Consider the following 21,399-nt stretch of genomic DNA (forward strand, 5'->3'; position numbering starts at 1 on the left):
ACAATAGGATTGGCGATGCAGGTATTGCCGCAATGAGTGAAGCAGAACAGATCGCCTATATCAAAGCACACTTATCTGATGTTTGGTGGCGGTTGAATAACCTGTACAAGATAGTCAATGAAGATGGCGAGCTAGTGACCTTCCGAATGCGCCCAGCACAGCGGGAGTTGTTCAAGAATATGCACTATCGAAACATCATCCTAAAAGCCCGCCAACTGGGTTTTTCAACGGGTATAGATATCTACCTTCTGGATCAGGCGTTGTTTAATGCCAATCTGTCATGCGGGATTATCGCTCAAGATTTACCAGCAGCAGGGGAGATATTCAGCACGAAAATATCAATTCCATTCGATAACTTGCCTGTTTGGTTACGTGCAACGTTTCAAATCAATACTCGACGTGAAGGTGCCAATGGTGGGCATATAGAATTTGCTCATGGTTCCAAGATCCGCGTATCAACATCATTTCGTTCAGGGACGGTTCAAAGGCTACATATTTCAGAGCATGGAAAGATTTGCGCCAAGTATCCGGCCAAAGCTAAAGAGGTCCGAACCGGTACGCTAAACGCCATTAAAGACGGCTGCATTGTCTTTATTGAAAGCACTGCTGAAGGTGTTGGCGGCGATTTTCATAGTATGAGCACGCGAGCGATGGAGTTAGGGCAATCTGATGTTGAGCTGACTTCCCAAGATTATAAGTTTCATTTCTTTGCCTGGTGGCAGGATCCTAAATATCAATCACCGGTACCAACAGGCGGTCTGCGTCTCAGTAAATACCATCAGGAATATTTTTCTGCGGTAGAAGCGTCGATGGATGTAACGCTTTCAGAAGAGCAAAAGCAATGGTACATCCGCAAAGAGATTGAGCAGCAGGACGAAATGAAGCAGGAGTTTCCCAGCACGCCGAGCGAAGCATTCCTGACCTCTGGCCGCCGTGTATTCCCTGCCATTAGCGTGATGAAGGCTGAGAGTAAGTGTAAGCCACCATTACTGGTGTACGACATGGAGCCAGTAACCGGCAAACGAACCAAAGTTCAGGCGTTGCGTGCTGGTAATGCAGAGGAACTTCAACGCACGTTACTTAATCACTTGTTGGTATGGGAACTGCCGGATCCGGATGAGGATTATGCTATCGGTGGTGATGTGGCTGAGGGTTTGGAAAATGGCGACCGATCATCATTTGATGTGGTGAAAAAGTCTACCGGGGAACAGGTCGCCCACTGGTTCGGCTATCTGGATGCTGAATTGTTCGCTCAACTTCTAGCCCATGTTGGCAAATGGTACAACACGGCATTTATCGGTCCAGAACGAAACAACCACGGCCACGCTGTATTGCAGAAACTGCGGGAAGTTTACCCACACCGTTCTATCTACTCAGAGCAATACCTCGACCGTGATCATGATGATGAAACACCAAAGCTTGGCTGGCTAACGACAGCACAAAGCAAACCGGTGATCGTCGAGGGCTTTAAAACACTGCTACGTGAAAAAGCCTCGGGTATTCGCTGGATCGGCACTATCAACGAATTGAACACCTACGTTTATGACACGCGGGGCCGTATGAATGCGCAAACCGGTTGCTTCGATGACCAGGTAATGAGCTATGCCATTGCTCAGGAAATGCGTGCCCGTATGCCAGCCCGCCCGAAAGTTACCCTTATTGACCGCTCTAAACCTAAACACTGGATGGCTATCTGATGACTATTTCCACCCAAAGCGCTGAAGCCACAGGCTCTCAGCCAGAAAACCATGACCGTTTTACTCTGCAACGTCTATTAGAAATCTCGTCAGATATCGATCACCAACCGGACTGGCGCACTAATGCCAATACTGCTTGCGCCTATTACGATGGTGATCAGTTAGCGCCGGAGGTGGTAGCCAAGCTGCGGGAGCGCGGGCAGCCGCTGACTATGCACAATCTGATAGCGCCAACCATTGATGGCGTGTTGGGCATGGAAGCCAAGACGCGCACCGATTTAATGGTGATAGCTGACGATCCCAACGAAGAAATGGAACAGTTGGCCGAAGCGGTTAACGCCGAGTTTTCCGATGCTTGTCGGTTAAGCGGTCTGAACAAAGCCCGTAGCGATGCCTATGCCGAACAAATCAAAGCGGGTTTGTCATGGGTGGAAGTGCGCCGCAATAGCGATCCCTTTGGCAATAAATTCAAAGTCTCGACCGTTCACCGCAACGAAGTGTTCTTTGACTGGTTCAGCCGCGAGGCGGATCTCAGTGATTGTCGTTGGTTGATGCGCAAGCGTTGGTTGGATGTGGATGAAGTCAAAAGTAATTTTCCGGGCAAAGCAGAGGTGATAGACCATTCTCTCAATGATTGGAAAGGCTTTGTCGATACGGATCTGGCAGCCGGTCAGGAATCTGAACTGATCGGCGCTTATGACGAATATCAATCATGGAGCCGGGAAAGTACCGAATGGATCAGCAGTAACCGCAAACGGGTGATGTTGCAGGTGATCTACTACCGCACTTATCAGCGCTTGGCGGTAATGCAGCTTAGTAACGGGAGGGTGGTGCTGTTTGATAAGAATAACGTCATGCACGCGGTCGCCATCGCTAGCGGTCGGGTACAAATCACCATGGCAAGGGTAAACCGTATTCGGGAAGCCTGGTTTGTCGGGCCGCATTTTATTACCGATCGCCCCTGTACCGCACCGCAAGGCATGTTTCCGCTGATCCCGTTTTGGGGATATCGCAAGGATAAGACCGGCGCACCTTATGGATTGGCCTGTCGTGCTATTCCAGCACAAGATGAAGTGAATTTCCGCCGCATCAAACTAACCTGGCTATTGCAAGCCAAGCGAGTTATCAAAGATGCTGACGCCACCAATATGACAGATAAACAGTTGGCGGAAGAAATTGAACGCCCGGATGGGGTGATTAATCTCAACCCTAATCGCGCCAATAAAACCACAGCCGCCGATGCGTTAAATATCCAGCAAGACTTCCAAGTTGCACAGCAGCAGTTTCAGGTGATGCAAGAATCCATGAAGTTGATTCAAGATGGTCTGGGTGTTTACTCTGCGTTCCTTGGACAAGACTCGAATGCATCCAGTGGGGTGGCAATCAGCAACTTGGTAGAGCAGGGCGCGACCACGTTGGCAGAGATTAACGATAACTATCAGTTTGCTTGCCAGCAGGTCGGACAATTATTACTGAGTTACTTATTAGAAGATTTGAGCCAGCGCCGTAATTATCCGGTAGTGATTAACCGGGAAGATCCGCAGCGGCGCAAACAGGTCGAGCTGAATGTGACAGGTGAATCGGGTGGGATGAATAACGACGTGTCGCGATTGCGCGCTCATATAGCTTTGGCTCCAATTCAGCAGACGCCAGCGTATAAATCCCAACTGGCACAGCGATTGTCTGAGGTAATAGTGGGCCTGCCGCCGCAGATTCAGGTCAGCGTGCTGGATATGTGGGTGGAATTATTAGATCTGCCAAATAAGCAGCAGTTTATCGAACGTATTCGTGGTGCGCTGGGTACGCCGAAAGCCCCGGAAGATATGACACCAGAAGAACAGCAGGTCGCGCAGCAAGAGCAACAGTTACAGCAGCAACAGCAAGAACTGGCAATGCGTGAGCTGGTGGCCAAGGTAGACCGATTGGAAGCTGAAGCCAAACGTATTAACGCTCAAGCTGAGAGGGAATCCACATTGGCAAATGGCCAGCGCTTCAATGATGCTTTTACCCAGGCGAAAACCGGGCAGGTATTGCAGGAGATGGAGAATGTCACTCAAGAAATAGGCGCATTGCACCATGAGATGATGCAAACTATTCAAGGTCAAATAGACCAATTACCACTATAGCTATTGCGTGGCCGGTTAATACGCGCTAAATTCCCGAAAGATGCATTACTTAGCATCAAATTAAGCCTCGCCTAATCGCGGGGCTTTTTGCTTTCTGGCATTCAAGTATTGGCCTGCCGAGTTACCTGCCCACCTTGTGTGGGCTTTTTTATATCTATCCCGCCGTTGATGCTGCTGAGCGCTCTTACCCAAGAGTGCTTATTCGCATGGGCAGCGATACGCCTTTCTCATTCGGATCTATCCGGTAAATAGTCATGCAGGAGTCATAACGTGGACATTGAATTAACAGGTAACGAAACGCCAGAACAGTTGGAAGCAATGATCGATGGCTTTGGCGATGTGGATATTTCTGATGTAACACAGACGGCGGCAGTGACTACTACTCCCGCTGTTGTTACTGACGATACCAATGCAACAGCAGTAAATACGGGCGATAAGAAAGACGAGCTGACGCCGGGCGCGACTGCCGCAGCACAGGCCACGGAAGCTATAGCGACAACACAAGCGACAACAACTGAAGGCACTGAGAAGCCAAAAGGTATTCTCAGTAAAGACGGTCAGCACGTTATTCCATACGATGTGCTGGTGGCAGAGCGGGCAGAAAAACAGCGTTTGGCCGGTACCAATCAGCAGGCGGCAACTGAGTTAGTTGAGGCTAAACGCCGACTGGAAGTACTGACTCGGCAGATCAACTCTGCGGGGATGCAGCCGGTGCCATTACCGGAGAAAGCGCAGATTACCCCGCAGCAAATTGATTCTATCCGCGAAAACTTTCCTGAAGTAGCGGCAGTGCTGGACACCGTGGCACAGAAAATTGATTACCTGCAAGGGGAACCTGCGTCTGCCGTAATAGAGCGCGATGCCAATCCGGTTGCAGATGCCATGAATGCGGTGCCTGATCTGAAGTCATGGCAGGATCAAGATCCTGACCGTTTCACTCTGGCGGTACACATTGATAGCACGCTGCAAAATGATCCAGCATGGAAAGACAAACCTTTAACTGAGCGCTTTGCAGAAGTGGCGAAACGCACCAAGGCCGCCTACGGTGAATCGGTCGAGTTGGTTCAACAAGAGCAGGTTACTGCTCCCACTGCGGCCACGCAGACCACCGCGGATGTGCAACGGATTGCTGCCGAGAAACTGGCGGCTGCAACTGTGGCGACTCAAGTACCGGCTTCACCATCAGATCTCGGGGTAACAACGTCTCATACAGGTTCACCATTAGAACAAGCCGCTAATGCATCGCCGGATCAGCTACAAGCCATGTTTGCTGGCATGACCGATGCACAAATCGAGGCGTTGTTAGAGCAAGCGCTCTGATAAACCCACACACTTAATTCTCGACCCGCTACGGCGGGTTTTCTCGTTTATGGAGTTCCTATGACTACAATCACCTCTGCCCAGGCGAATAAGCTGATGCAGGTCGCGCTGTTTACGGCTGCCAACCGTAACCGCTCTTTTGTTAACGTTTTAACCGAACAGCAGGAAGCGCCAAAGGCTGTCAGCCCGGATAAAAAAGGCACCACGCAAACCAGCTACACCGCGCCAGTAGTACGTATCACCGATCTGCAAAAACAGAAGGGTGACGAAGTGGATATGCAGATCGTCCACAAGTTGTCTAAGCGCCCGACGATGGGCGATGAAAATCTGGCAGGTCGCGGCGAGAATCTGGCCTTTGCCAATTTCGCCCTGAAGATTAATCAGGGACGGCATCTGGTGGATGCTGGCGGTAAAATGTCTGAGCAGCGCTTTAAGCATAACCTCAACAAAACCGCCCGCACCTTGCTGGGTACTTACTTCAATGATCTGCAAGACCAGAGCGCCACCGTGCATCTGGCGGGTGCGCGCGGAGACTTCATCGCTGATGACACCATTCTGCCGCTGTCCAACCATGGCGAGTTCGGCAAAATCATGATCAATGATGTAACGCCGCCGACTTATGATCGCCATTTCTTTGCCGGTGATGCCACCTCACTGGAAACGCTGGACGCAGCGGATCTGTTCTCCCTCGGCACCGTGGACAATATGGCGCTGTTTCTGGATGAAATGGCTCATCCGCTGCAACCGGTGCGGATGTCCAAAGATGAGTTAGCCAACGAAGACCCGTATTTTGTTTTGTATGTCACCCCGCGCCAATGGAATGACTGGTACACCTCGACCACAGGCAAAGATTGGCAATCCATGATGACCCGCGCCATGCAACGATCCAAAGGTTTCGACCATCCGTTGTTCAAAGGCGAATGCGCTATGTGGCGTAACGTTTTGGTACGGAAATATGGCGGTATGCCGATCCGCTTTAATCAGGGTTCCAACGTGTTGGTATCCAATAACGATGCGGCGGCCACTACCCGAATTGTTACCGCAAGCACCACCATCGATCGCGCCATGTTGTTGGGCGGCCAGGCACTGGCGAACGCCTACGGTACCGGCGATGGCGGCGGTTTCTTTGGTTATAACGAGGAAAAAGTCGATCACGGTAACAGCACCGAGGTTTCCGTGCGCTGGATTAACGGTTTGAAGAAGATCCGCTTCCAGCAGAAAGACGGTCGCATCAACGATCACGGCGTCATGGTCGTGGATTCCGCCGTCACGCTGAGTAAGTAATTCACTCATTCCCCCCAACAGGCAGGCTTCGGCCTGCTTTCTTTTTGTCTGGAGAAAATCTAATGAGCAGCATTAAAGCGCCGTCTATGGGCGACACGGTATATCAGGGGCCGCAGGGTAATCTCTCGCTGGCGGAAGGCCAGATCATCTTAAATAAAGCCGATGACGGTACGGTGATTGAGTTGTTGGAGTTGCCTCTTGGCATTTGTATTTATGGCTTGTCAGTGGTCAGCGAAGCGCTGGGAGCAGGCGTTACCCTTGCTGTGAAAAGCGGCGCTACTGAACTGCTGGCGGCCAACGCCCACGATATCGCCGTAGCTAATTACACGCCGATTGTTCCTTACAGCACGGTTGCCGCAGGGGAAAAAATCACCGCCATTATTGCCGGTGGTAAAGCCAGCGGGCGGCTGGTGGTCAACATCCACTATGTAGCCAAGGGCTACTGATTTTCCTGAATCCCCATTCCCGCTTCGGCGGGTTTTTTATTTTTGGAGCAAACTATGCCAACTAAAATCGCCGTGGTTTATATCGGCCCGAAAGAAAAAAAACGTGACACCATTACCGGTAGCCGCCTGGTATTTCCCCGCTTGAAGTCAGTAGAGGTTGAAAACGCTATCGCGCATCAGTTACTGGATTTCCCAACGGTATTCGTTCGCCATGATGAGCTAGAGAAGCTGCTGGAGGCCAAACAGCAGAGCGTATTGGATCGCGCTTACCAGTTAGCACTTGAAGAGGACGGCCTTCGCCAACAGACGGCGCTGAATAGCTTTGTGGTCAAGGTTGGTAGCGATGAGGTGGATTTAGCCAAGATGACCTCGGTTCAACTGGCGACGCTGGTGGAATCGGAAGATCTAGGCATCAAACAGGGCGCGCAGGAAAAAGTGGATGACTTCCGTCTGCGCGTGCGCGAGTCCATCAATGCCAAGGTTGAGGCTGAATAATTATGGCTACCCTTGACGCTTTTCTGCCCCTCATCCGTAAACATATCAATGGGCCGCTGGATATCATGATGAAGCAGGCAGCTCTAGAGGCGGCTATTACCTTCTGCCGTGAATCTCTGTTTTGCCGAGAGTCAGTGACCTTTAGCAATGTGCAACCCAATGATCTCTATGTGCTGAACGACAGTGAGCGGGTGAAATGCGTCAAGCGGTTACGTGTAATAGATTTAAGTGACCAGGCCGCTACAATTGGTTCACCGCTGACAGCAGGTATTGATTTCACCGTCAAATCAGCTAACCAGCTAGCGTTCCATCGTACCTTCACCAACGTACAGGTGGATTTTGCCGTCGAGCCGCAACGTAGTGTCAGCGAGATCCCCGATGTGCTGGTCGATGATTATGCCGATGTAATCGCTAATGGTGCGCTGGCGGATTTATTTCTGATGCCCGGCAAGCCGTGGACCGATCCGCAGCGTTCGCAATATTTCGGTACTCGTTTTGTCGATGGCTACCGGCGGGCGTTTCGCGAGGCGCTGGATAACTCCCCAATCACTGCCTTTAGCAATCCCACTCGCAAACATGAGTTCTACTGATGATCACCATTGCCGAGATTATTGGGCGGGTTAATACCCAGCTCAAGGACACCGCCTGGCTACGCTGGCCACTGGCGGAGCTGTGCGATTACTACAACGACGCAATACGGGCGGTGATTCTGGCGCGGCCTGATGCGGGTGCCACAACGGAGATATTGACCAGCGTTATCGGTACTCGCCAGCAACTGCCTGATGGTGCCATTCGGTTGATTGAAATGGTCAGATTGCAGGACGGGCGTGCATTGCGCCCGGTACCGCGCGATGTGCTGGATAGCCAATATCCAGACTGGCACCAAATGATCGGGCCGGTGGAGCGTTACACCTATAACGAATTGACGCCGAAAACTTACTACCTGTTTCCCGGTGCGGAGCAGGTGCTGTTAATTGAGGCGGTTGTCGCTCGCATCCCGCCGACCGTCATGATTTCCACGCTGAAAGATCGCACGCCCGTTCCCATCGATGAGCTTTACGTTAACCCTCTGGTGGATTGGATCTTATTTCGTGCCTTTAGCAAAGACGGTGACGCGGGCGCTAATCTCAATCTGGCGATGCAGCATTACCAGGCATTTGGCGAACAACTGGGTGTGAAACAAAATGCGGAAAACTTTGCCCAGCAGCTTAAGCAATCACAATATCAGGGAGGTGGTCTGTGAGTATTCTTGTTTCCGGCGTTTTAATGGATCCGGCTGGTCGCCCGATCTCCGAGGCACAAATCACCCTGACGGCCATCGCTAATAGCCTGAGCGTACTCAATGGATTTTCTGCCACGGTGGAAACCGATAGCGCAGGGCACTATGGCATCACGCTGGCCGTCGGCAGTTATTCCATTGGTATTGCCGCCGAAGGGCGCAACCATATCTATGGTGCGATAACTCTGGATGACACCACCGGCCCCAGTACTCTGAACCAATTGCTCAAGCAGCAGATTATGGAGTCAGAAGTTACACCGGACGTGATTTTGTATTTCCGTCAGATTCAGCAGCAGGTGGCGAATGATCTGTCCACAGTAAAGGTATTGGAAGGAAGGGCAACGGACGCCGCCGGTAGTGCATCTGCGTCACGGGATGCTGCCCAGCAGTACGCCACGGGCTTGGCCGAGGCGGTTGCCAGTGCTAAAGCTTATCGGGATCAAGCTGAAAGGGATGCCGTAACTGCAACGCTGGGTGCCGCCAGCGCCACGCTAAGTAAAGATGCTGCCACCGTCAGCCAACAGGCCAGTGCACAATCTGAAAACAATGCGCGCCAGTATCGTGATGAGGCAAAGCAAGCAGCCACAACCGCCGCAGAAGATGCCTCTACCCGAGCTGCTCAGCAGGCAGTGGATAAAGTTGCAGGGCAAGTTAAGGCTGATGCAGATCGCGCTGTTCAGGGAGCTTCGACGGCGCAGGAAGTAAAAAGGTCTGTAGATCTAACTGCGCAAAGAGTTACCCAACAACACGGCGAAGCGGTGCAGGCTGCCAGCAATGCCAAAGCCAGTGAAACCCACGCGGCTAACAGCGCCGGTACCGCCACTAATGCAGCAGGAACGGCGGTAGCCGCAAAAGACGAGGCAGCAGGCAGCGCCCAAAACGCGGCCAACAGTGCCGGTGGCAGTCAGGTCAGTGCCACGCAGGCGGCCGGTTCAGCCGGTGCGGCAGCGGGTTCGGCGGTGACGGCCAAACAAGAAGCGGATCGGGCTACTGCGGCATCAGAGGGAAAACTGGATAAAACCGGCGGCGAGCTAAGTGGTGGGTTAAAAATATCTGGCGAGGCTAATGCGGCTCCCGGCCCTAATGATTACAGAACTCAATTGGCATTGGTTGGCAGTGGTGGTATTTCTAACCAATCAGGGGGTAATAATGGAGTGGGTTTTCACGAAGACGGTAACACTTACTTCTGGAATAATAAGGGGGTTGCTGGAAAGTACAATGTCATCATGTCTAATGCTGGCATAACTGTTGACGGATTCTTACGGACTAACAAATTTGTCGAAGCTAAGGATTATGTTCTTTGCGATGGACCGTTAATTTCCAGGTCTGCTGTAGTCAATGGGTATGCCCCTCTGTACTTCAGAAAGTTTGGCAACAACACAAATGATGCATCGCTTCAATTTGAGTCGTCTACCAATAAACTTCTTATGACTACCCCGACTAGCTACCATAAAATTGGTAATAACATGATCGAACTTGCCTCACACGCTGCTGCCAGAGGTAGTGAAAACGCGCTACTTAAAGGCAGAGTAGAGCCGGGTTCAGTGGCAAGCTGGAGAAGCAGGGCACCGGCACTTCAAGTCGATTCTGATGGTTTTGGCAGCGGTTATATGATGTGGCGATTTACTCATTGGGGAACTGAGCATATCGCTAGCATGCAGGTAGTCCCTATCTCCGGTGACACCTCTTATACAGTGCTATCTATTCGTGGCACGCATTTCCATACCAACGAGAACGGAACCAGATATATCACCAATGATGCCGGGACAATAAACAGAACCGATGCGCCTAATGGGGATATTAATGGCGCAGTATGGGGCGGTTGGTTATCGACTAAGCTGGCTCAAACCCGAAGTACATCAAACACCACTGTCGATGCCAATGGTTTTATCAAGCAAGCCTCACCAATCATTCGCCTGTTCGATAACGCCCGGTTCGATGATGTGGCTTATTACAGTATGCCAGAGGGGTTCACACAGGCCGGAGCCGGTGCGGTAAACGGCGAAGCGAAAGGCGTAGTGGCGACACGTATCAGCGAAGGGGTTTATCAGGTTACCGGTGCACAAGGTTTCGCTCTTGAAGGCTGGCAGATTGAATTGCCGACCGATGATAACCGCCAGCCACTCATCTGGGCAGTACGGGAAGTGGATGAATCTGGTGTTATCACCATCCGCACTTATCACCGTGAACACCCCAACTCACCACCCTTTGCTCAAAATAAACGGGACGGTTACGGCGATGGCCAACCGGTGGATATTCCGCATGGGCGTTGGGTGGATTTAAGGTTGGAGATGGCGGCAATTGAAACTGAAGAATCAGAATAAAATTGCAATATGTGGCAGGGATGCCAAATGAATATTCCTACTCATTATCACCGTCGATGATTGATGATACTGGCAAGCGTTTGAACGCGAAAAAGTCAAAGACCATTGATACGAAGTAATTAACGCGCTAAATTACCCAAAGATGCCAAGCCTCACTTTTTAGTGGGGCTTTTTTTATGCCTGTCGGGAATCACTCATTATGCCTGCTATTGATATCACGACCATGCGTGGTGAAATGCCGCGTGCGGTCGCACATCTGTTACCTGAACAAGCCGCCACGGTTGCCCGTAATTGCCACTTCCGCCACGGCGTAATTACCCCAATGATGGCTGATGGTGACGGCGGAAAAACCTTTGCCTTCAAACCAGAGACAATATTCCGTTACCGGGATAATTTTTGGTTTGCCTGGCGCGGACAGGTGGATGCGATACATAGCCCAATCGCTCAGGATAAATATGATCGGGTGTATTTTACCGATGGCGAATACCCCAAGGTAACCAGTTCCGCCATTGCGACCCAAGGCAGCGGTAATTATCCTGCGGCCAGTTTTCGGCTCGGTATTCCTGCGCCAAGCAATCCCATTGAAGTCACGTCGATTAACCCGCCGGCAGATCATGGCGAAGACGACCCGACCGACGACGATACGCGTTTTTATGTGGAAACCTACGTCACTGATTATGGCGAAGAAGGGCCGCCGGGGCCGGTATCGCAGGAAGTCACAATCACCTATCCCGGCAGCAGTGTGGATCTCACTTTGCAGCCACCGGGCAGCCAACACTCTAACATTACCCGCCGTCGTATTTACCGCTCTGCATCCGGTGGGGGCGTGGCGGATTACCTGCTGCTGGTCGAACTGGCGGTTGGCGTACTGACTTATCAGGACTTGTCGCTGGATAAAGAACTGGGGCCGGTGCTGGAAACTGAAAATTACCTGATGCCGCCGGATGGAATGATCGGGCTATGTCTAATGGCTAACGGTATTGCCGCGGGGTTCGCCGGTAATCAGGTGATGTTCTCCGAGGCATTTCTGCCCTATGCCTGGCCGGAAAGTTACAAGCAAACTACCGAGCACGACATTGTTGCCATCGCGCCGATCGGTGCGGGGCTGGTGGTGGGCACTAAAGGGCGGCCTTATCTATTTAGCGGCATTTCGCCATCCAATATCACCAACATCAAATTGCCATTGGTTCAAGCCTGCGTAAGTCGCCGCAGTATGGTGGCGATGGATGGTTTCGCTCTCTATGCCTCGCCTAATGGACTGGTGTCGGTGGATGGTTCAGGCAATGCGCTGGTGGCTACCGAACAGATTATTGAGCCACGTCAGTGGCGTAAGCACTTTAACCCGGAAAGCATCAAAGCCTGGCAAGTAGAGGGCGAGTATCTGGCGATTTACCAGACCGCCAAGGGTAACCGCGCCGGATTTATTTTTGATCCGCAGTCGATGGATATTCGTCATCTCACCTCGGTTTTTGATACTGCGTTTAACGATCTGGAATCTGACACGCTCTATACCGTAAAAGGCGACAAACTGTTTATCTCTCAGTCCAGTGCCTCACCGTTACCGCTGGTATGGCGTAGTAAGCTTTATCTAGCTCCTGCGGGCACCTCATTTTCCTGCCTGCGAATTATGAGTGATAGCGTGCAGCGGGTAGGCGTCAATTTGATGGTCGATGGCGCTCCGGTGCTGTCTTTGCCACCGGGATCCCTAACTGACGGATTGCTTAAATTACCGCCAATTGTGGGGCGTAAATGGTTGGTGGAAGTTTGGGGCTATGCACAAGTGGAGCGGATCACCCTCAGTACCTCTATGTTGGAAATGCCAGCATGACCAGCAAAACCTTTCGCGCCGGGCGAGACTCTGCCGCCGTATCCGAAAACATTGAAATTCTCACTGGCCAACGTGGGAATGGGAAAGATCGGGCAGTGACATGGGGGGAGTTGGCTGGGCTGGATTTGGCGAAATTACGCGTGGGTGCGGGCGGTAAGTTTCAGCTTAAGCCCCAAGGTGATGGCGTCACTGGCCCCGCTCCGGCTTTTCCCACGCAGCCGAAAAACTTCAAAGCCAGCGGGGGGTTTAGCGCGGTATTACTGGAATGGGATATGCCCAAGTATCGCGGTCACTCTCAAACAGAAATATACCGTAGCACAGAGGACAATCTTGCCAATGCTGTAATGGTAGGCACCTCTGCCGCCGCTGTTTACGGTGACCCGATAGACCCGGGCTGGAAAGGATATTACTGGATCCGCTTCGTTAACGCCGCAGGTGTGCCGGGGCCGTATAACGATGCCGAAGGTACCTTTGCAGAAACCCAGCCAGATATCGATGAGATGATCGATCTGATTAATGCTGAAATCAATAACTCCCCACTCATCAGCGAATTAACCAGCGGGCTAGAAAGTGCCAACAAAGGGCTGGTAGAAACCAATCAAAGTGTAGTGAAGGTGGAGCAGAACGTCGCCACTGTTTCCGGTGACGTGAGTAAACTTGGCAATCATCTGAATGGAATTGATAAAAATGGCGGCGAAGCCTTTCAGGCGATGTGGAGTACCAAAGCCAGTGCCAGCGGTATTACGGCAGGCATTGGTATTGTGGCCGGTAAAGATGCCAATGGCCAACCGATTAGCCAGGTAGGCATTTCCGCCGGTCAGGTTTTTATCTTCGATCCCAATAATCCTAATGACAACAGAACTTACGCCATTCCATTCAGTGTCTCTGGCGGCAAGGTGGTGATCAGCGAAGCCGCTATTCGTGAAGCCACCATCAAGATCCTCAATGCACAAACTATCGTCGCCGACTCCGTGAAAGCCGGTATCAGTATTTCCACGCCTACATTGAATAGCGCCACGATAAACAACGGAAAATTCACCGTAGATGCCGCCGGTAATCTGAATATTGGCGGGTTATTTACGGTATCCAATACCGGCCGAATTACCATCCGTCAAAGCGCGGGGAATATTGGTCTGGTCATCACCAATGAGAAAATAGAGGTATACGATGAAAATGGTGCGCTTATGGTTCGTCTTGGCAAGCTTAATTAGTTTAACCGCTTGCATGTCCGTTGGTCAGACTCCTCCGCCTGATTTTAATTTTAATGGAGTCTGGCAGTGTCGCGCTACGGTGTAGAAGTTTTCCGCCGCGATGGAACCTCGATTGTTTTAGATAACCAAACCACCGTGACCAAGATATTAGGCATGGGCAGTAAGGCGTCGAGTTATGGCGAATGGAATACCGGTATAACTATTCCCGCAGGGCATGACTATTGCCTGTGGATGTCGTCATTTGCCTGGCTGGAGTATGTTGTCGGTCGTAATGGAGGTCGCAGCCAGTGGACTCCCGGACGGCATGCTTATAATCGCGCCTATTTGGATGCAAATAGGGTACTGAAGGTTAGTTCGGTCAATTACAATACGGCACTCCCCGCGTCATATTACGGCGTTTATACTTGGCCGGTTGGAACTGTACACGGGAATTATGGCGTTCAGTTCTTTGGTGCCAATAATATTTCTGGCATTAACGATATCAGTCAATTCACTTGCCTCCTGTTTAAAGGCGAGATCGACATTTATAACGGTTGGTTGCCCAGCCATATTAATGCCGGTTTTACGCCCGATAAAGTGATCTGTTTTTTCTACACTGAAGATGCCAATAAAACCATCGTCACTGATACGCTCGGGAACGTTGATAATCCTCCGGCAGTGAGAAGTTATCGGGTTTTTGCTTCAGGCAGTGGTGAAACCTCTCCCGTTCGCGCCAAGGTTTGCATATTCGGTAATGGTGCATTGAAGAAAGATGACTACGGGCTGGAGATTTACTCTTCGCAGTCTCATGCACTGGTTTATAACTCCGGCTACGACATGCTAGCGCGACCCAAAATGACGCTACTCTCTGGTATGGCATTGGGGGAAAAGAAGAACATTCCGGGTATATCTCGGCCAATGTATGCCCCCTGCAATATCGGGGGGCTGTACAGCAACAACTGGCAGGTCAATGTCTGGATTAACAGCAACGGGACGCAGGTTGGTCCGTCTTGGGGACATGCGGTATATCAACCGGCGTCATTCGGCCCCTACACTTACTTCGTAGGTGACATTCCTATTTTGGTGTTAGATGCCGCAGATTACTTTCGATTCTAAGCTGGCACGGGTTGCTCGCGATGCCGGCGATCCTTACTTGCTGACTCAGATTCAAGACGCCTGCCGTAAAATGCAGGCGTTTTGCTTTGCGGCAGAGGATGCGCGGATTGTATTGCGACCAAGGCTGAGGGACGGCGTGCCTTATGTGGTGGTGTGGCTGGGCGTCAGCAGTGGACATCATGGGTTGGAGAAATACACACCCCAAGTACAACAATTAACGCGAATGATTGGCGGACGTTGGGCTGAGTTTTATACGGCACGTAAAGGTTTCATCCGAATTGCGCGGCGCCTCGGTTTTGAGCGTTTGGCTGATGAAGGTGGATTGATGAAATTCAAAATACCGATTTAATGTACACGAGTAGATAAGCGAAAGCCCCGAACTGTTAGCAGCAGTCGGGGCTTTCTACTTTCTGCACCTTGAAAAAGGCAAGGGAGAAGATGGGTGAATATTAACCTAGGAGAATGGGTTGTGAAAGCTCTAGAACTGTTTGAACGAAGTAAAACACTCCGGCGCATGTATTACTCCACTGTGCTGGTCGGCATTTTATATGGTGTGGCCGGCGTGCTATCCGTAGTCCGTTGGTGGTGAATATGGGAGGTCATTATGGGCAAAAGCGGCGGAAGTACCGAGGTAAAAGAAACCTCACAGGAAATTGCGGCGGCGGAGATTGCTGGCAAACAGTGGCAACTGTACCAAAGCGATCTCAAGCCGATGGAAAACCTGTTTATGGACAAAGTAGACGGGATGAATCAGGAGTCTAAATACGACGATGCTGCCGGTACCGTCAATTTGGGTTATCAGCAGGAGTTTGGCAAAGCCAGGCAACAGACGGCGACCGAACTGGCCGCATCAGGTGCGGATCCTACCAGCGGCAAGTTCCAAAGCGCTCTTGGGAATATTCAAAGTGACCAGGTGGCAGGGCAGATCGATACCACGAATCGGGCGCAAACCTCCCAACAAGATAAGTACGTTGCTGGGCTTCAGGACGTGGTGGCTATGGGTTCAGGGCAAAAAGCCGATGCGTTGGCGGGCTATAGCAATATCGCCAACCAAAGCCTGAATAAAGCCAGCAACGACGCGCAGAAATCACTAGGGGATCGTCAGGCTGTCGGGCAACTGGTCGGTGCTGCCGGTGGTTTGGCTGCGCGAACCTACGGCCTGAAAGATGCCAGCCCCACGGCAACCGGCGGTCAATCCAGCGGCGTGTTTGGTGGCCGCGTCTCTAATACGCCATTCGGCGGCACTGGCTACAAAGGGAGATAACTATGGGGTATGCATCTGATACCTATGCGAATCTAATTCGTGAACAATACAGCGACTGGTTAACCCGCTATTACCCCAAGCAGCAGGAACTGATGGGTATGGCCACCAACGGGAAGTTGATGAACCAGCAATTAACTCGCGTCAGTGACAGTTCCGCCAACAGTCTGCGTTCTGCTCAGTTGGGTACGCAAAATCAGTTAGCGCGTTATGGCACCACTCAGACGGCTAACCCGAATGATAACAGTCTCGGCCTACGTTCGGCGCTGGCCACGGCGGGGGCGAAAAACGGTATCCGTGAGGCAGAACAGGATCGGCAAATGAACATCTTAACCGGCGGCAGCGCCAGTCTGCGCCAGCAAATGAATATCGGCGGAGGAAAATCTTAATGGGATACGGATTGATAGATGTGGCTAACCAGACGCGCCAACAGGCGATGAGTGGTCTGGGTGATGCCGCTAACCGCGAAACGCAGCGGGAAAGCGCTAACCAGCAGCTCAAGGCTCAACAGAAACAAAGCCAAATGAGCATGATTGGCGTTGGCGCGGGTACCGGTATGGCCGTGGGCGCAACTTATGGCGCCGCGGGTGGGCCGATCGGTGCGGGTATCGGGGCAGCAGTGGGTTTGCTGGCGAGCAGTCTTTTTTAAAGGGTATTTGTCATGGGTGTACAAGGTTTGGCCGAAGGTTTTCTGGCTGGTTTTAACACCGCCGATCAGGCGGTAAGCCGCAACCGCGAACTGGGCTTGCGTGATGCGGCTCAACAGCAACAGATTAAGGACTCCGATCGTAATTACGGTCTGGCGCAGGAACAGGCGAACTGGAGAAAAGAAACCGATAATCGGGATCATCAATATAAAACCCAGCGGGATAGCGTGGGGGACGAGCAGTGGGGTAAGAATTACGGTTTAGCGCAGGCTAACCAGCGCACGGCCAATGCCAGCCTGGGAATGCGGGAGCAGGAGCTGAATATGCGTAAAGATGAGTTAAATTTCCAGCGTTCACATGCTCAACGTCAGCAACGGATGCAAGAAGAAATGCCGGTTGTTCAGGCGTTGTATAAGCAGATTGAAACTACGGGTCAGGTCGATCCTCAGCTGTATCAGCAAATCTCTAAAGATAATCCCCTTAATCCGTCGCGCTTCTTTGGTCAAGAAGCCATTAATAACGTGATGGAGATTAACCGGATAATGCCAAAGGTACTTACAGGGGAGGTGAACTACAACGATCCCAAGGTATTAAAGGTGATGAATACGGTGCTGGCTCCACATATTGGGCGCAATACCGACGAAGTGGATCCCCAAACTGGCAAGAAGATTAAGAGCAAAGAGCTGAATCACATCGGCATTACCGAAGATGGCAAGTATGTGGTGCCGGGTCTGAAGGTCACCTATAGCGATGGCACCACGGCGAATAAGCCAATGACTCAATTTGGCTCTGCCGATGTGAAGGATAATCAGGTAGCTAAAATCCCGATTGAGCAGTTTATGAGTCAGGTGCGCGGTTATAGCCAGATGGTCGGCCAGCTCAACCAACCAGAACGTGCGAAGTTTATCGGCAGTATGGTTAATCCGCCGGACTACAGCGCTCTGAAGGAAGAGGCTAAAGGGTTACGTAAAGATCTGCTAGATATCGGTAAGGCGCGGGCTAAAGCAATATCTGAAGCCCCAGATAAAGAAGCTGCCGCCACAATCAATAAGCAGTATGACCAGCTAGAAGATCAAATTAATGAATCGTATGGAAAACCCACTAAAGACCGAGTCACTCCAGTGGTGCAGCAGTGGACTGGAGATGATCAGACTAAAGCTGCTTTTGTTCAAAATATTCAAAAGTCAGGAGCTCTAGATTCATCTATAACGTCTGATCAGCTTGATAACGCATACAAAAAGTACACTTCCAGCATGGGAAATAGGCAAACAACAGACCAACAAAATATTTCTACAGAACAGACAAAAGTCCCACAACAAAATACTGCATTGCCTACTCAACCTGATATTCAACCGCAAAAAAGGGAAAGTAGAAGTATCCAAAATAATTTAACCACAATGAGATTTTCTGAAATGGGGGTTGATGAAATATCTGACATGAGAAATCAAATTAGCGCTTACAAAAATGACATGGGTAAAAGTGAGTTAATTCATCTTAGAGCTAATTTACAACGAGAAAGTAGTCGAGCACATGGAGAGAAATCCAAGTATTTAGAAAGTATGTTAAGTGAAGTAAATGATGAAATAAGCAAAAAGGCAGGCTCAAGCTTTAAGGGACTCAGTGATCTCGGTCCAAAACCAATGACATATAGTCAGTGGGAAAAAGGGAATAGTGGACCAGGACTGAGAGACTTCGCTAACTGAACTAAGCCCCAACTGGGGCTTATATTACCTTTAAAGTGCTGGTTTATTGTTCGGCTTTATTTTTTTAAGTTCATTGGTTAGAGCTATCAATGACTCTTTAAATCCATTGGAGGTGAAATTACCACCAATCCCTGCCCATCGTATTGTTATCATTGAGTTCCCCCATAACTTATCAATAGCATATTCAGCCGCATCTTGACTATTAGTACAAACATATATGCTCTTTGTTCCGTTAGGTAAGGAAATAGTATCAACTTTGACATTTAAAGCTTGGCTATCAATATACATCTGTCCGTGATAGTCATCATAAACCGCAGAAGGGAATAGGGCTGGTGTAGAATAACAAAATGTCAATGGCTGAAATAAAACAGATATTGAATCACCACTTTTATTATCTAATGTCATACCTGCCATTGCAGTATCATATGACCAACGCTCAACATTTTGACTAGCGTTAACATTAAAGATCATAGCAAATAATAGTAAAACAATAATCCTTGGCATTAATCACCTCGTGTTTTTTTATTTGTATTCTTCTTCGATGGTAAAACATACTGACTTTCAGGGTGTTCGATTGTAAAACGCCATAAAATTTCATTATTTTCATTTAATGTTTTTTTTACTTCATTTAATTCTTTTACAATTGCAGAAAACATTTCACTACGATTCTCTTGTTCAATAACAAAAGGATAATTATCAGTATGGACAGTCTCTGTATTGATAGCTTCCTCTAAAATCATGATGATTTCAGTATTCATGGATCGCCCATTATTTTTTGCTCTTTCCGCAATTTTATCACGAAGACCCTCAGGGAATCTCACTGTGAACTTATCTTGTGTTTGGCTAGGAAATTTACTCATAAATGATTACCTAATGGTGCGTATCAATTTGATTGATAATAGCGGCAACTTGACATTATCCGCAATGGTGTTAACTTGACTCTAGTGTCAAGTTGACTTTATGTGGTATTCACAGAAAGGCAGAGCTCATTCTCGGGCTTAGGTCATAAACAGAAGGGAAAATCATGAAAAGTAAGTCCGTCAAAATGAAAACCTCGACTATACGGCTTCCCGTTGATCTATCTAAGGCCCTGAGCCATATAGCTGTAGATAACGAACGCAGTTTGAATACAGAAATGGTTTATGCACTGAGGCGTTATGTTGAGACAAATAAAAATCGGGGGTTCGATGTATAAGCAAGGCACTCAGAAAGGTGAAGCCCTAACTGCACCAACAGCCAGGGCCTCTAGTTGTCAAATCCAAGCAAGGAATATCGACATGAACAGTTTAGCAGCAAACAATACCGCAAGCACAGTCCCTGTGATCGCTGGGGTAGAAATCACCACTGATCTGGAAGGGCGCTTTAACCTGAATGCTCTGCATAAGGCTAGTGGGTTGGGGGAAGATAAATCACCTAGCCAGTGGATGCGTCGTTCTACCACGAAAGCGCTAATAAATGAGCTAAGTGTAAATTCACACTTAGCTGATAAAGTAATCAATTCTATAAAAGGTGGCGTAACTCCAGGCACTTTTGCCCATGAGCTTCTTGCTGTTTCCTATGCGGGATGGATAAGCCCGGCATTTCAGTTGCAGGTCAACCAAACATTCTTAGACTATCGTACTGGCAAACTTCAATCTGCACCGATGGCATTACCCTCCATGAAAGAACTTGCATTGATGGTAGTTAAGGTTGAAGAAGAGAAAGAATTATTGACCTTCAAAAACCAGCAACTAGCGCAACAAGTTGAAGTTGCCACGCCTAAAGTTGAGTTTCATGACAAGGTTGTCGCTGCGCATGGTGCAATTAGCCTCGCAAACGCTGCGAAAATTTTAGGTACAGGCCGGAATCGTCTTTGTGAGTTCATGCGGCATAACGGTTGGCTTACGCGTCGAAATGAACCCTATCAAGAGAAGATCACTGCTGGGTTATTAGATGTAAAACTTGGAAGTTGGGATCACCCTGATCATGGAGTACAACAATCAGTAACAGCTTTAGTTACTGGTAAGGGTTTGGCACAGCTTCAGCGCTTGCTAAGTAATCGAAGTTGCACAAATCCTAACCTGCCTCAGCCAGTCACGAAAAACGGTATGTCATTAATATAGTTAATCTATTATAAGGACAGTATTAATGAAAATGACGACTGAAGAGACTCTGGGATGCCTTACTTCATTATTAGATTTAATGACACATTGCAATGACAATACCGATGCTGAGACCATTCAGAACGCATCTTTTCTGGGGTTGGCATTATTGGCTAACTTGAAAGAAAAGGACACGAAGAAACCTTAACTTCACATTGTTCTAATTCCGCGCTAAATTACAGAAAGATGCCGAAGTGAGCTTTAAAAAGCCCTTCGGCTTTTTAATTGATAGAAATTACCACTGACCTAAAAGGGCGCTTTAACCTTAATGCCCTACATAAAGCTAGTGGTGGGGAGAAAAAGGATGGGCCAGCCTATTGGCTTGTTCTTGATAGCACTGAAAATCTTATTAATGAGCTTGAAAAGCAAACTACCGAGATTACGGTAGCTAAGAAAGAATGCCGTAATGGCGGAACCTTTACCCATGAGCTTCTTGCAGTTTCCTATGCGGATGGATAAGCCCGACATTCCAGTTGCAGGTCAACCAAACATTTTACTCAGCGCAATTTTGCGCCCGCTGATTCCATTGATAAAAATGGAAA

The 21,399-nt window shown here is 49.6% G+C and carries 21 protein-coding genes; 19 read left to right on the forward strand and 2 right to left on the reverse strand.

Translation table 11 applies throughout. From position 1 onward, the window contains the following. The first annotated feature begins 32 nt into the window (after positions 1 to 32). The 17 genes from ACQ4OC_RS15700 to ACQ4OC_RS15780 all read left to right on the forward strand — a co-directional run bounded on the left by ACQ4OC_RS15700 (position 33) and on the right by ACQ4OC_RS15780 (position 18,716). On the forward strand, positions 33 to 1,697 hold the full coding sequence (locus ACQ4OC_RS15700) for a terminase (protein WP_430971376.1): 1,665 nt from the start codon (positions 33 to 35) through the stop codon (positions 1,695 to 1,697). Further along, the gene (locus ACQ4OC_RS15705; protein ID WP_430971357.1) at positions 1,697 to 3,823 is read left to right on the forward strand and encodes a portal protein; all 2,127 of its coding nucleotides are present in this window, start codon (positions 1,697 to 1,699) and stop codon (positions 3,821 to 3,823) included. The genes ACQ4OC_RS15700 and ACQ4OC_RS15705 overlap by 1 nt, the downstream gene beginning before the upstream one ends. A 270-nt stretch (positions 3,824 to 4,093) precedes the next feature. Beyond that, the gene (locus ACQ4OC_RS15710; RefSeq protein WP_120807052.1) at positions 4,094 to 5,143 is read left to right on the forward strand and encodes a hypothetical protein; all 1,050 of its coding nucleotides are present in this window, start codon (positions 4,094 to 4,096) and stop codon (positions 5,141 to 5,143) included. A gap of 60 nt (positions 5,144 to 5,203) precedes the next feature. After that, entirely contained in the window at positions 5,204 to 6,427 is a 1,224-nt protein-coding gene (locus ACQ4OC_RS15715) for a N4-gp56 family major capsid protein (RefSeq protein WP_430971358.1), read from the forward strand. Positions 6,428 to 6,489: 62 nt separating this feature from the next. Beyond that, positions 6,490 to 6,873 carry a hypothetical protein gene (locus tag ACQ4OC_RS15720; protein ID WP_096823445.1) on the forward strand — a complete coding sequence of 128 codons (384 nt, stop codon included), beginning with the start codon at positions 6,490 to 6,492 and terminating at the stop codon, positions 6,871 to 6,873. Positions 6,874 to 6,927: 54 nt separating this feature from the next. After that, a complete protein-coding gene (locus ACQ4OC_RS15725; protein ID WP_038245291.1) occupies positions 6,928 to 7,368 on the forward strand; it encodes a hypothetical protein in 441 nt (146 codons plus the stop codon). Positions 7,369 to 7,370: 2 nt separating this feature from the next. After that, a complete protein-coding gene (locus ACQ4OC_RS15730) occupies positions 7,371 to 7,958 on the forward strand; it encodes a hypothetical protein (RefSeq protein WP_120807050.1) in 588 nt (195 codons plus the stop codon). After that, the gene (locus ACQ4OC_RS15735) at positions 7,958 to 8,611 is read left to right on the forward strand and encodes a DUF6682 family protein (RefSeq protein WP_096823443.1); all 654 of its coding nucleotides are present in this window, start codon (positions 7,958 to 7,960) and stop codon (positions 8,609 to 8,611) included. Before ACQ4OC_RS15730 ends, ACQ4OC_RS15735 begins: the two co-directional genes overlap by 1 nt. After that, on the forward strand, positions 8,608 to 10,971 hold the full coding sequence (locus tag ACQ4OC_RS15740; RefSeq protein ID WP_430971359.1) for a prophage tail fiber N-terminal domain-containing protein: 2,364 nt from the start codon (positions 8,608 to 8,610) through the stop codon (positions 10,969 to 10,971). The genes ACQ4OC_RS15735 and ACQ4OC_RS15740 overlap by 4 nt, the downstream gene beginning before the upstream one ends. A 199-nt stretch (positions 10,972 to 11,170) precedes the next feature. Further along, positions 11,171 to 12,799, forward strand: a complete 1,629-nt coding sequence (locus ACQ4OC_RS15745) for a hypothetical protein (RefSeq protein ID WP_430971360.1) — start codon at positions 11,171 to 11,173, stop codon at positions 12,797 to 12,799. Then, positions 12,796 to 14,010: a phage tail tip fiber protein gene (locus tag ACQ4OC_RS15750; protein ID WP_430971361.1), complete on the forward strand. Its 1,215-nt coding sequence runs from the start codon at positions 12,796 to 12,798 to the stop codon at positions 14,008 to 14,010. The genes ACQ4OC_RS15745 and ACQ4OC_RS15750 overlap by 4 nt, the downstream gene beginning before the upstream one ends. Positions 14,011 to 14,076: 66 nt before the next feature. Continuing rightward, entirely contained in the window at positions 14,077 to 15,105 is a 1,029-nt protein-coding gene (locus tag ACQ4OC_RS15755; protein ID WP_430971362.1) for a hypothetical protein, read from the forward strand. After that, a complete protein-coding gene (locus ACQ4OC_RS15760) occupies positions 15,080 to 15,454 on the forward strand; it encodes a hypothetical protein (RefSeq protein WP_430971363.1) in 375 nt (124 codons plus the stop codon). Before ACQ4OC_RS15755 ends, ACQ4OC_RS15760 begins: the two co-directional genes overlap by 26 nt. 255 nt (positions 15,455 to 15,709) lie before the next feature. Next, a complete protein-coding gene (locus ACQ4OC_RS15765) occupies positions 15,710 to 16,369 on the forward strand; it encodes a hypothetical protein (protein WP_430971364.1) in 660 nt (219 codons plus the stop codon). Between the two features lie 2 nt (positions 16,370 to 16,371). Next, positions 16,372 to 16,755: a hypothetical protein gene (locus ACQ4OC_RS15770; RefSeq protein WP_096823437.1), complete on the forward strand. Its 384-nt coding sequence runs from the start codon at positions 16,372 to 16,374 to the stop codon at positions 16,753 to 16,755. Continuing rightward, positions 16,755 to 17,015: a bacteriocin gene (locus ACQ4OC_RS15775; protein WP_430971365.1), complete on the forward strand. Its 261-nt coding sequence runs from the start codon at positions 16,755 to 16,757 to the stop codon at positions 17,013 to 17,015. The genes ACQ4OC_RS15770 and ACQ4OC_RS15775 overlap by 1 nt, the downstream gene beginning before the upstream one ends. Before the next feature lie 12 nt (positions 17,016 to 17,027). Next, positions 17,028 to 18,716, forward strand: coding sequence for a hypothetical protein (locus tag ACQ4OC_RS15780; RefSeq protein WP_430971366.1), 1,689 nt, complete (start codon positions 17,028 to 17,030; stop codon positions 18,714 to 18,716). A 30-nt stretch (positions 18,717 to 18,746) separates the two neighbouring features. Here ACQ4OC_RS15780 and ACQ4OC_RS15785 read toward each other — a convergent pair whose 3' ends face one another. After that, entirely contained in the window at positions 18,747 to 19,220 is a 474-nt protein-coding gene (locus ACQ4OC_RS15785; RefSeq protein WP_430971367.1) for a hypothetical protein, read from the reverse strand. Next, positions 19,220 to 19,576 carry an Arc family DNA-binding protein gene (locus tag ACQ4OC_RS15790; protein ID WP_430971368.1) on the reverse strand — a complete coding sequence of 119 codons (357 nt, stop codon included), beginning with the start codon at positions 19,574 to 19,576 and terminating at the stop codon, positions 19,220 to 19,222. The genes ACQ4OC_RS15785 and ACQ4OC_RS15790 overlap by 1 nt, the downstream gene beginning before the upstream one ends. Before the next feature lie 417 nt (positions 19,577 to 19,993). Between ACQ4OC_RS15790 and ACQ4OC_RS15795 the strand changes: the two genes are divergently transcribed. Both ACQ4OC_RS15795 and ACQ4OC_RS15800 read left to right on the forward strand, forming a co-directional pair. Next, entirely contained in the window at positions 19,994 to 20,818 is an 825-nt protein-coding gene (locus ACQ4OC_RS15795; RefSeq protein ID WP_430971369.1) for a phage antirepressor KilAC domain-containing protein, read from the forward strand. A 264-nt stretch (positions 20,819 to 21,082) separates the two neighbouring features. Beyond that, a complete protein-coding gene (locus ACQ4OC_RS15800) occupies positions 21,083 to 21,316 on the forward strand; it encodes a KilA-N domain-containing protein (RefSeq protein WP_430971370.1) in 234 nt (77 codons plus the stop codon). The last annotated feature ends 83 nt before the right edge of the window (positions 21,317 to 21,399 follow it).

The sequence above is a fragment of the Yersinia sp. J1 genome (assembly GCF_050586585.1).
Lineage (GTDB): Bacteria > Pseudomonadota > Gammaproteobacteria > Enterobacterales > Enterobacteriaceae > Yersinia > Yersinia entomophaga.